Below are 11,498 nucleotides of genomic sequence, written 5' to 3' on the forward strand. Positions count from 1 at the left end.
CTTATTCCTTTATCGATATACTTATATCAACAGACTCACCACTTGCTAATCTGTTTATTAGGTTTTGATCAAGTTTTGCAAGAAGTGGTTTTAGCTCATCAATTTTAAATCTATTTAAAACTAAATGATACTTGTTATTATCCAAAGAGAATTCATAATCTTTTACTTCATCTAAAGCTTCATCAATAATTTCGCTTATATCTTTCCAATCAGCTTCTGTGTCTATTTGTTTTTTATCATCTTTTAAAATAGTATTGATTTTAGTTAATTCAAGATTATCTAAAACTCCACCTTTTTGTAATGCACTTAAGCTAATAATACTCTCATCTTCATTTTCATTTTCATCAAGCAAATCATCAACAAAACTCAAATCATCGTAATTATCAAAATCTTCGCTATCATCCAAACTGTCATTTATAAAATCAACTACAGGAAGCACGAGTTCTTCCTCTTCTGCAGAAATAAATTTTGATAAATTTTTACTATCTTTTTTTTCACTTGACAAAAGCTCTATTTGCTCTTTTAAGATTGCTTCTAATTTTGTAGGAAGAAATGGTCTTGGAATCAAAAAATCTCTCTGCTTCTCAAAACTTAGTTCTTCTGAACTAATTGCTCCTAATCTAGCTGTTAATGTCTTTATTTTATTAAATTTATTATCAATGAATGGTTGATCTACTATTATCAAATCATATTTTTTATCAACACTAGCTGTTTTTTGAACTATTAAATCAACTTTTATTCTTTTACAAACAAGTATAAAGATATGTTCAATTATTGCTGTATCGCAAATAAGAAGGATTCTCACTTTTTTATCTCCTTTAAACTTAGCTCTTCTAATTTAAAAACTTTATCACATCTAAAAGCTAAATCCTCTTCATGAGTTACCAAAATAAGTCCAGCATCATTCTCTTTTATATAGTTAAAAAGAGTATTCATAACTACATTTGCCGTATCTTTATCTAAATTTCCTGTTGGCTCATCAGCAAAAATTATTTTTGGTTTTTTCATAAGAATTCTTGCAATTGACAAACGTTGTTGTTGTCCACCACTTAGTTCTCCAACACCTTGATTTAGAACATGTGAAATATTTAAATCATTTAAAAGTTTATAATCAATGTCTTGATGACTTAAAAGTGTAGCAATATTTAGGTTTTCCAAGGCACTAAATCCACGAAATAAATAGTGTGCTTGAAATACAATTCCAAAATCATCTCTTCTAATTTTTAATAGTTCATTTTGTTTTAAAGAGTATAAATCTTTACTTTTAAAAACAACATTTCCATTTGTTGGCTTTAAAAGTGAAGATAATATATTTAAAAGAGTTGATTTTCCACTACCACTAGTTCCTATAATAGCTATTGACTCTTTTTTTTCTAAACTAAGATTAATATTTTTAAAAAGTTCATAATCAAAATTATGAGATAGGGTTTTTGCTTCAAGAAGTATGGATGCAAGGAGTGGTTTAATATTATTTTTTTCACTCATTGCATATCCTTTTATAATAGTTGTTTTAAACTATTTTATTATTTACCCATTTGTTTTGCAACTTCAGCTGCAAAATCTTCTTCTTTTTTCTCAATTCCTTCACCTAGTTCAAATCTAATGTAACCAGTAATTTTAATTGATGCATCAACTTCTGCAATTGCTTGCTCAACAGTTTGTTTGTCATTCATTACATAAGCTTGAGATAAAAGTGCAAATCTTCCATCTAATTGAGTATTATCAGTTATAAATCTCTCAATTTGCCCAGGAATAATATTTGCCCAAATTTTTTCAGGTTTACCAGCAGCTCTTAACTCATCTTCAAATCTTGCTTTTGCTTCAGCAATTGCAGCATCTGTTAATTGAGATTTAGAAACAAAATCTGGAATTTTTTTAAGAGGTTTTTTTAATCTTACTAACTCTTCATTTTCAGCTTCAATTTCAGCTCTAATTGCTCTATTTTCACTCTCAACAAAAGCTGGATCTAAATCTTTGTATGAAATAACTGTTGGCTTCATAGCACTTGCATGCATTGCAATATTTCTTAAAAGTGCTGCTGCTTTATCTTTTACACCAGCATCACAAGAAGCTGCTAGAATAACTCCTGTTCTTCCATTTACATGAACATAACCATTAACAACTTGACCTTCAACACTTTGTAATTTTCTAGCAACTAAATTTTCACCAATAGTTGCAATTTTTTCTGCTAAATATGTTGCAAAATCTTTACCATTTATAGTTGAACTATTAAGAGTTTCAGCATCATTTATATTATTTGAAAATGCATGAGCTGTAATTTCTTTTGTAATGTTAATAAAATTTTCATTTTTTGCAACAAAGTCTGTTTGAGAATTTAACTCTAAAATTACTGCTTTTGTTTTATCACTATTTACTTCAATAGCAATTAAACCTTCAGCCGCAACATTTCCAGCTTTTTTTGCAGCTTTTCCAAGACCAGCTTCTCTAAGTGCTTGAACAGCTTTTTCTAAATCTCCACCAGTTTCATTTAATGCATTCTTACAATCCATCATCCCAGCACCAGTTAGCTCTCTTAACTCTTTGATTAATTGCGGAGTTGCTGCCATTATGCTTCTTCTCCTTCACCAAAGTTAATTTCTCCACCTTCTGCAACTGCTTCAGCTATAAGTTCATCTTGCTCTGCTTGAGAAATAGGCTCACCTGAAGTTTCAGCACCACTTTCAGCTAATACAGCTTTTCCTTCGTTCATAGCTGCTGCCATTTCGTTACAAAATAAATGAATACTTCTAATAGCATCATCATTTCCTGGAATTGGTAAATCTACAACATCTGGATCACAGTTTGTATCAAGTGGAGCAACAACAGTTATTCCTAATCTTCTAGCTTCAGCAATAGCAATTTTTTCTTTAACTGCATCAAGAACAAACATCATATCTGGAAGTTTGTGCATATCTTTAATTCCACCAAGGTATAGCTCTAGTTTTTCTTCTTTTCTTGAAAGCATTAAAGCTTCTTTTTTAGTTAAAAGGTCTAATTGCCCTTCTTCTCTCATTTTTTTAATAATTTCTAATTTTCTAATTGATTTTTTGATTGTTCCAAAGTTTGTAAGCATTCCACCTAACCATCTGTGGTTTACGTATGGCATTCCACAATCTTGAGCAGCTTTTTTAATAGTTTCACTAGCTTGTTTTTTAGTACCAACAAAAATCATTGTTTGACCTTCAGCAGCTCTGTCTCTTACAACATTATATGTATATCTAAAGTATCTTAATGTTTTTTGTAAATCTATAATATAGATATTTTTTCTAACACCGAAAATGAATTTTTTCATTTTTGGATTCCATCTTCTTGTTTGGTGTCCGAAGTGTACACCACACTCTAATAGGTCTTTCATTGTAACCATGTTAATTCTCCTTGAATTATGTTTGTTTTTATTTTTTTCTAGGGTTTAGCCTCTGTATCCCTTAATGCTAGTTTTTAAACTAACACAACCCGAGCAAGGATTGATACATGTGAGGTACTAAGTTTCAAAATTTGAAAAATAGAACTGCGATTATACCTAAAATTTATTAAGATTTGTTTAATTTTGAAAAGGGACTTTTTGAGCTTATAAAAACTTCTATTTTAGAAAATATTTAAAAAAAGTTTGATATAAAGCTAGAACTAAAGTCTAGCTTCTAAAATCTTTAAAATCTCATCTTTATCATTAAACTCAAACTTTTTATCACCAATTATTTGTGCTGATTCATCACCTTTTCCAAGAATTAGAATAACACTTTTATCATTTGCCAAATTTATAGCTTTTTTCAAAGCCTCTTTTCTATCTTCAATTACTATAACATTTGATTTGTCATTTATTCCATTTAAAATATCTTCAATTATTTTTTTTGGTTCTTCAAACCTTGGATTATCACTAGTTACAACTATATGCTTTGAATATTTACTTGCAACTTCTCCCATAAGTGGTCGTTTCAAAGAATCTCTATTCCCACCTGCTCCAAAAACAGAAATTATCTCTTTATTTGGGAAACTTTTTAAAACTTCATCCATACCATCTGGAGTATGAGCAAAATCTACAATTATAAGAGGTTTTGTTGAAACAATCTCCATTCTTCCACTTATTGAACTGAATTTTTCTACAACTTTACAAATATTTTCTAATTTTTCATTTGTAGTAATATAAACTGCTGCTATTGCTGCTAAAAGGTTGTAAATATTAAAAATTCCCATCATATTTGTAGAGAATTTATAGTTTTTATTTTCATATAAGAACTCTACATTCATGCTATCTTTTAATTCATATTTTAGAACTTTAAAGTTTGAGTTATTTTCTAGCGAATAAGTAAATGCATTTGTTGGATTAAATTTCACAACCTTGTCATCTATATTTATTAATTTTTTACTTTCATCACTCAAAAATAGATTTTTTACTCTTATATACTCCTCAATAGTTTTATGATAATCAAGATGATCTCTTGTAATATTTGTATGAATTTTTAAAGCAAAATCTAAACCTTCAATTCTATTTTGTTCAATTGCATGTGAGCTTACTTCCATTATAAAAAATTGACATGAATTTTGTATAGCTTTTTGAATATTTGTAAAATTTCCTAACTGTACAGGAGTTGTAAGTGAATAATCTTCTACACAATGCTCATTTATAAAAAACCCTCTTGTACCTTGAAGAGCTACTTTATATCCCAAATTTAAAAGAATCTTATATATCGTTGAAGCTGTTGTCGTTTTACCGTTTGTACCTGTAACTCCAATAATTTTTATAGAACTCATATCCAAATAGTTTTTAAGCTCGTTTGAATTTAATAGTTCAAAACCACTATTTGTTGCTTTATCTTTAAACTTTTCATTTTGCTTTGATACTACAAAAATAGTATTATCTTTTTCTAACTCATTTGTATTGTCTGTAAATATTTTATTGTTTATGCTTAGTTTCATTTTGTTTTTCTTCCAATCTTTTATAAAGTTTTACTATCTCTTTATCTTGAAAAAAGTAGTCTTGAAATCCCTCAAGATAGTTATAAGCCATATTATTAAAACCATTATCTATAAGTTTTGTAACAAAATCATAAAAATCTTCTTTTTTTTCAATAGCTACTTTTGTTGAAAACATAATATCTTCAAAAGCTACTTTAAAAGAGCCTCTTTGTTTTATTAAAAGTTGAAAATCTTCATAATTGATAGCTTCTAATTGATTTACTGTTGTCAAATTTAGCTCTTTTAATAAATCCATCATCTTCTCAATATCACCATCATAAGCATTTATTACATTTTTTATGTAACTTATTGCCTCTTTTGGGTCATCTTTTTTTAGAAGAAAAAAATAATCAAACAGAGCTATTGCCTTGTTTTCATCTTCAATTGAAATATCACATAAAATTGCATATATAGGATATTCTTCATTGTTTGGAAAATTTGAAATCAGCAATGAGTATAAAAAAAGTGCTTTATCAAATTTTCTTTGAGTAAAAAGTGAATTTGCCTCGTTTAAAACTCTATTTTCTTTTATCATTTATATTTAATCCTCTAAATAGTTTTCTTTTCCTATTGGAACATTAATTATTTTTAAATCTGGATGTATAGCACTTTTTAGCTCTTTTTCAACAACATATTTTAGTGTACTTCCACTTGCACTACATCCAACACAAGCACCTTTTAACTGAATATAAACTTTCGCATTTTTTATATCTAGCAACTCAATTGCTCCACCATCACGTGCAAGCATAGGAGAAATTTTTTTTTCTATTATATTGTTTACAGGCTCTTGTAAATCTTCATCTGTAAATGGAAACATTTTTTAATCCTTCTTTTTTTCATACCTTTTTACAAAAAATATTCCAATAGCTGTAAGAGCTAAAACAGCTCCTATAGTTTGAAATACAAATGTAAGTGTAACTTCACTTTCAAACATTATTTAGCTACTTTTTCACATCTAGAACATAGCTCATCTTCTTTTGTTGAAGTATATTTCCAACATCTAGGGCATTTATGTCCACTTGCTTTATATACTTTAAACTCACTATCTTCTACTTTGAAACTTCCTAACTCTTTTTCTTCTAAACTATTATTTGAAACCTTACTAACTAAAAACCAATCACTTGATTCTACCTCATCTAAAGCTAAAAACTCTTTATTATCTGTAACAATTTCTAACTCTAAAGTCGATTTTATAACTTTATCTTTACTCAAACTATCTTTTATTTCTGAAAATTTCTCTTTTACTTCTATAAACAAAGTATCATTTATATTTGACTCAACTTTTGGTAAATCATATTTTACAAAATCAAAAATATCTTTTGCATCACCTTTTATTATTTTAGGTGCATAATCTAAAAATTCATCCATAGTATAAGTCAAAATACAAGCTAGTGTAGAAATCAGTTTTTTTGTAATCATAGCCATAGCAGTTTGTGATGCCGTTCTATGAATATCGTTTTTATCATCACAATATAATCTATCTTTACAAACATCAAGATAAATACCTGATAAATCTACAACTAAAAAGTTGTTTAGTTTATTTAAACCTTTTGAAAACTCATATACTTTAAAACTAGATTCTATTTCATCAAAAACTTTTTTTGCTTTATTTAAAATCCATTTATCCAAAACTCCAAGCTTAGAAACTTCTACTAGTGAGTCAAGCCCATCAATATTTGCCAATAAAAATCTTGCTGTATTTCTTATTTTTCTATAAAGTTCACCATTTTGTTTTAATATATTATCAGAAATTTTTAAATCACTTTGATAATCACTCATAGCAACCCAAAGTCTTAGTATTTCACTTCCATACTCTTTTAAAACTTTATCAGGAGCAACAACATTTCCTTTAGATTTACTCATTTTTTCACCTTTTTCATCAACAGTGAAACCATGAGTTAAAATTGATTTATAAGGAGCAATTTCACTTGAAGCAAGTGTTGTTAAAAGTGAAGATTGGAACCAACCTCTATGTTGGTCGCTTCCTTCAAGATACATATCTGCAGGAAATGTTCCAGCATCGTAGTTTCCACTTCTTAAAACTGCATTTTGTGTACTTCCACTATCAAACCAAACATCCAAAATATCCAGAGTCTTTTCTAAATCATCAGGATTTAATCCACTTCCAGGATATAGTAAATCTTTAATTTCCATATCATACCAAGCATCACAACCATGTTGTTCAAAAATCATTGCAGTAAAATTTAATACTTTCTCATCAAAAACTATCTCATCAGTTTTTTTATTCCTAAAAAATGCTATTGGAACTCCCCAGTCTCTTTGTCTTGAAATACACCAATCAGGACGTCCATCAAGCATCGCTTTTAATCTATTTCTTCCCCACTCTGGATAAAATTTTAGATTTTCAACAACATCAAGAGCATTTTGTCTTAGAGTTTGATTCTTTTGACCGTACTCATCATCAATAGAGATAAACCATTGTTTTGTAGCTCTAAAAATAATTGGTGTATGAGTTCTCCAACAGTGTGGATATGAGTGTCTAATATCACTTTTTTTAAGTAGTGCAGATCCTAACTCTTCAAGTATTAAATCATTTGCTTTAAATACATTTAATCCTAAATATTTATCACAATCTTTAAAAAGTTTTTCTCTAACAATTGTTTCATCATATTTTCCATAAGCATCAACTGGCATAATTACTTCAATACCGTATTTAAGTGATACTTTATAGTCATCTTCTCCATGCCCTGGAGCTGTATGAACAGCACCACTTCCAGCACTCATTTCAACATGTTCTCCAAAAATTATTCTTGAATTTCTACCATTTAATGGGTTTGTAGCATTTGTATTTTCTAGTTTTAAAATATCTATTGATTCAACAACATTTCCTGATATAACACCTTGCTCTATTAAAGAGTTATATAGTTTTTTTGCCACTATAAATTTATCACTTGTAAGAACATATTCCTCTTCTTTATTTAAAGCAATTGCTTGATTTGCTGGAAGAGTCCATGGTGTTGTTGTCCAAATAATTAAACTTGCATCTATATCTTGATGTTTAAATGCTACATAAATAGAAGGTGAAGTCTTATCTTCATATTCAACTTCAGCTTCTGCAAGTGCTGTTTGAGCAGCCCAAGACCAATAAACAGGTTTGCTTCTTTGAACTAAAAGCCCTTGTTTTGCAATAGCACAAAGTTCTCTATATATGTTTGCTTCAAATTTAAAATCCATTGTTAAATATGGATTTTCCCAATCAGCAATAACTCCCAAAGCTTTAAATTCATCTTTTTGAATATTTACAAATTTTGTTGCATGTTCACGACATAGTTCTCTTAATTTTGATTTTGCTATAGTTTTTTTCTTTTCGCTACCAATTTTTTCTTCAACTTTTTGTTCAATTGGTAAACCATGACAATCCCAACCTGGAGTATATCGTATAGATTTTCCATCAAAATAGTGAAATTTGTTTATAATATCTTTTAAAATTTTATTTAAAGCATGACCAATATGAATATTACCATTTGCATAAGGAGGTCCATCGTGAAGTGTAAAACTTTCACATCCTACTCTGTTTTTCTTCATTTTTTCATAAACAGCTTTTTCATCCCACTGTTTATATCTTATTGGTTCGTTTTGTGGCAAACCACCTCTCATTGGAAAATCAGTTTTTGGAAGCAACAAACTCTCTTTATAATCCATATTTCACCTCTAGTTTAAATAATTTTCTATTTTGTTAAATCGAAGATTATATCTAAATATATTTAAAATAAAATTTTATTATCTTTACTTGAAAATTTAATAATTTAACAAAATCTTTATGTGAAATAAAAAAATTATATGATAGAATATTTCCCAAATTTTGACAAAATAAATATAGGATAGAAAATGAGCGCAAAACACTATGAAGTAATTGTTGTTGGTGGTGGAATTTCTGGAGCTGCTTTATTCTTTGAGTTAGCAAAATATTCGGATATAAATAATATTTGTTTACTTGAAAAGTATGATGCTCTTGCTACACTTAATTCTAAAGGTACAAGTAACTCTCAAACAATACATGTTGGAGATATTGAAACAAACTATACTTTTGATAAAGCAAAAATTACAAAAAGAACAGCAAAGATGATTGAAAAATTTAATCTTATGTATAACTTACAAGATAAAATTATGTTTAAGCATCAAAAAATGGCTCTTGGAGTAGGTGAAAAAGAGGTTGAATTCATAACAAAAAGATATGAACAATTCAAAGAAATTTTTCCATATTTAGAGCTTTGGGATAAAGAAATTTTAAGAGAAAAAGAGCCTTTATTGGTTTATACAGACAAAGAAAGAACAAAAGATAGACCAGAACCAATAATAGCTATGGGAACAAATGACCAATACACAACTGTAGATTTTGGAGCTATGACAAAAGAACTTGTAAAAGCTGCACAAGAAGCAGATAGTTCTAAAACAACTGATGTATTTTTTAATCAAGAAGTAGATGAAGTAGAAAAAATTGGTGATAAATTCAAAGTAACAATTACAGATGGAACTGTTTATACAGCTGACTTTGTTGTTGTAAATGCGGGAGCACATTCACTTTATTTGGCTCATAAAATGGGTCATGGAAAACATATGGGTTCATTATCTATGGCTGGTTCATTTTATATTACAAATGGAACATATTTAAATGGTAAAGTATATATGGTACAAAATGACAAGCTTCCATTTGCTGCACTTCATGGAGATCCAGATATTCTATGTGATGGGAAAACAAGATTTGGACCAACAGCATTGGCTCTTTTAGTGCTTGAAAGATACAAAGGCGGAAAATCTTTCTTCCAATGTTTAAAAACTCTAAACTTTGATGGAAGCATCATGAAAATTTTCTGGGATTTACTAAAAGATAGCGATATTAGAAATTATGTGTTTAAAAACTTCTTATTTGAAGTTCCTGGAATTAATAAAAAACTTTTTGTTCAAGATGCAAAAAAAATTGTTCCATCTTTAAGTGTAGATGATATTGAATATGCAAAAGGTTTTGGAGGAGTTAGACCTCAAGTTTTAAATAAAACAGAGAAAAAACTAATGTTAGGTGAAGCTTCTATAACTGAAGAAAAAGGTATTATTTATAATATGACTCCATCTCCAGGAGCAACTTCTTGTTTAGGAAATGCAGAAAGAGATATAAAAATAGTTTGTGAATATTTAGGTAAAAAATTCAACGAAGAACAATTCTTAGCTGATTTTACAGATAATAACTAATAAAAAGGGCTTTTGCCCTTTTTGATACAAGGCTTTTTATGGCAACAAACTTCTCAAAGAAAGATATGATAAAACTTCAAAATCTTTTAAGAAAATCAAAAAAAACAATTACAACTGCAGAATCTTGTACAGGTGGACTAGTTGCAAGTATGATTACTAAAATATCTGGTTCTAGTGATATATTTAATGGTAGCATAGTTACTTATTCTAATACTATTAAAAATCAAGAACTGGGTGTTTTAAATGAAAGCTTAGATAAATTTGGAGCAGTAAGTAAACAAGTTGTATCTGAAATGCTAGATGGTGTTTTAAAAAAATTTGAAGCACATTTTGCTATTGCAATTTCAGGAGTTGCTGGACCAAATGGTGGAACAAAAAATAAACCTGTAGGAACTATTGTAATAGGCATTGCTTCAGATAAAAAAATAAAAAAAATAAAAAAATATCATCTAAAAGGTAGTAGAATTTCAATTCAAAAACAATCGGCAAATATAGCTCTTTCAAAAATTTTAAAATTTGTCGCAAAAACTATTGACAATTAATTTAATTTGCACTATAATTCCAGTCCATTTTAAGTAAAAGCTTAAAATTAAAATGACTCGTTAGCTCAGTCGGTAGAGCATCTCACTTTTAATGAGGAGGCCGATGGTTCGAATCCATCACGGGTCACCATTTTATTGTTGCATAATCTTGGCCCCTTCATCTAACGGTTAGGATTCATGGTTTTCATCCATGCCACAGGGGTTCGAATCCCCTAGGGGTCACCAAGTACAATATGCAACAAATGGTCGATTAGCTCAGTTGGTAGAGCGCTACCCTTACAAGGTAGATGTCATAAGTTCGAGTCTTATATCGACCACCATTACTTAAAAGGTGCGGCCATAGTTTAGTTGGTTAGAATGCCTGCCTGTCACGCAGGAGGTCGCGAGTTCGAGTCTCGTTGGCCGCGCCATTTTATTTATTTTTTTGACTCGTTAGCTCAGTCGGTAGAGCATCTCACTTTTAATGAGGAGGCCGATGGTTCGAATCCATCACGGGTCACCATTTCTTTTGTTATATATCTTGGCCCCTTCATCTAACGGTTAGGATTCATGGTTTTCATCCATGCCACAGGGGTTCGAATCCCCTAGGGGTCACCAAGACTAATATATAACAAATCCCCTATTTTCGGTCGATTAGCTCAGTTGGTAGAGCGCTACCCTTACAAGGTAGATGTCATAAGTTCGAGTCTTATATCGACCACCATTACTTAAAAGGTGCGGCCATAGTTTAGTTGGTTAGAATGCCTGCCTGTCACGCAGGAGGTCGCGAGTTCGAGTCTCGTTGGCCGCGCCATT

General features: G+C 29.7%; 10 protein-coding genes and 8 tRNA genes. 10 read left to right on the forward strand and 8 right to left on the reverse strand.

Annotated features, from left to right (window positions below; translation table 11 throughout):
• Position 1: 1 nt before the first annotated feature.
• The 8 genes from ACRYA_RS07300 to ileS all read right to left on the reverse strand — a co-directional run bounded on the left by ACRYA_RS07300 (position 2) and on the right by ileS (position 8,616).
• Positions 2-805 carry a hypothetical protein gene (locus ACRYA_RS07300; protein WP_105917973.1) on the reverse strand — a complete coding sequence of 268 codons (804 nt, stop codon included), beginning with the start codon at positions 803-805 and terminating at the stop codon, positions 2-4.
• Entirely contained in the window at positions 802-1,485 is a 684-nt protein-coding gene (locus tag ACRYA_RS07305) for an ABC transporter ATP-binding protein (RefSeq protein ID WP_105917972.1), read from the reverse strand. Before ACRYA_RS07305 ends, ACRYA_RS07300 begins: the two co-directional genes overlap by 4 nt.
• Positions 1,486-1,523: 38 nt before the next feature.
• On the reverse strand, positions 1,524-2,570 hold the full coding sequence (tsf, locus tag ACRYA_RS07310; RefSeq protein ID WP_105917971.1) for a translation elongation factor Ts: 1,047 nt from the start codon (positions 2,568-2,570) through the stop codon (positions 1,524-1,526).
• Positions 2,567-3,364 (reverse strand): 30S ribosomal protein S2, encoded by a 798-nt coding sequence (gene rpsB, locus ACRYA_RS07315; protein ID WP_105917970.1) that lies wholly within the window; start codon positions 3,362-3,364, stop codon positions 2,567-2,569. Before rpsB ends, tsf begins: the two co-directional genes overlap by 4 nt.
• 260 nt (positions 3,365-3,624) lie before the next feature.
• Positions 3,625-4,914, reverse strand: coding sequence for a UDP-N-acetylmuramoyl-L-alanyl-D-glutamate--2,6-diaminopimelate ligase (locus tag ACRYA_RS07320; RefSeq protein ID WP_105917969.1), 1,290 nt, complete (start codon positions 4,912-4,914; stop codon positions 3,625-3,627).
• A complete protein-coding gene (locus ACRYA_RS07325; protein WP_105917968.1) occupies positions 4,892-5,488 on the reverse strand; it encodes a hypothetical protein in 597 nt (198 codons plus the stop codon). Before ACRYA_RS07325 ends, ACRYA_RS07320 begins: the two co-directional genes overlap by 23 nt.
• Positions 5,489-5,494: 6 nt before the next feature.
• On the reverse strand, positions 5,495-5,770 hold the full coding sequence (locus ACRYA_RS07330) for a NifU family protein (protein ID WP_066220258.1): 276 nt from the start codon (positions 5,768-5,770) through the stop codon (positions 5,495-5,497).
• A 116-nt stretch (positions 5,771-5,886) separates the two neighbouring features.
• On the reverse strand, positions 5,887-8,616 hold the full coding sequence (gene ileS, locus ACRYA_RS07335; protein WP_105917967.1) for an isoleucine--tRNA ligase: 2,730 nt from the start codon (positions 8,614-8,616) through the stop codon (positions 5,887-5,889).
• Positions 8,617-8,802: 186 nt separating this feature from the next.
• On the opposite strand from ileS, the gene ACRYA_RS07340 reads away from it, so the two are divergent.
• The 10 genes from ACRYA_RS07340 to ACRYA_RS07385 all read left to right on the forward strand — a co-directional run bounded on the left by ACRYA_RS07340 (position 8,803) and on the right by ACRYA_RS07385 (position 11,496).
• Entirely contained in the window at positions 8,803-10,161 is a 1,359-nt protein-coding gene (locus ACRYA_RS07340; RefSeq protein ID WP_105917966.1) for an FAD-dependent oxidoreductase, read from the forward strand.
• Positions 10,162-10,199: 38 nt separating this feature from the next.
• Complete coding sequence (locus ACRYA_RS07345) at positions 10,200-10,703, forward strand: CinA family protein (RefSeq protein ID WP_105917965.1); 504 nt, start codon at positions 10,200-10,202, stop codon at positions 10,701-10,703.
• Between the two features lie 54 nt (positions 10,704-10,757).
• Positions 10,758-10,833: transfer RNA gene (locus ACRYA_RS07350), tRNA-Lys, on the forward strand.
• 20 nt (positions 10,834-10,853) lie between these two features.
• Positions 10,854-10,928: transfer RNA gene (locus ACRYA_RS07355), tRNA-Glu, on the forward strand.
• A 19-nt stretch (positions 10,929-10,947) separates the two neighbouring features.
• Positions 10,948-11,023: transfer RNA gene (locus ACRYA_RS07360), tRNA-Val, on the forward strand.
• A 13-nt stretch (positions 11,024-11,036) separates the two neighbouring features.
• Positions 11,037-11,113: transfer RNA gene (locus ACRYA_RS07365), tRNA-Asp, on the forward strand.
• 16 nt (positions 11,114-11,129) lie between these two features.
• A tRNA-Lys gene (locus tag ACRYA_RS07370) sits at positions 11,130-11,205 on the forward strand.
• 20 nt (positions 11,206-11,225) lie between these two features.
• Positions 11,226-11,300: transfer RNA gene (locus ACRYA_RS07375), tRNA-Glu, on the forward strand.
• Between the two features lie 30 nt (positions 11,301-11,330).
• Positions 11,331-11,406 (forward strand) — tRNA-Val (locus tag ACRYA_RS07380).
• A 13-nt stretch (positions 11,407-11,419) separates the two neighbouring features.
• Positions 11,420-11,496: transfer RNA gene (locus tag ACRYA_RS07385), tRNA-Asp, on the forward strand.
• Positions 11,497-11,498 lie beyond the last annotated feature (2 nt).

Source organism: Aliarcobacter cryaerophilus ATCC 43158 (assembly GCF_003660105.1).
Taxonomy (GTDB): Bacteria; Campylobacterota; Campylobacteria; order Campylobacterales; family Arcobacteraceae; genus Aliarcobacter; species Aliarcobacter cryaerophilus.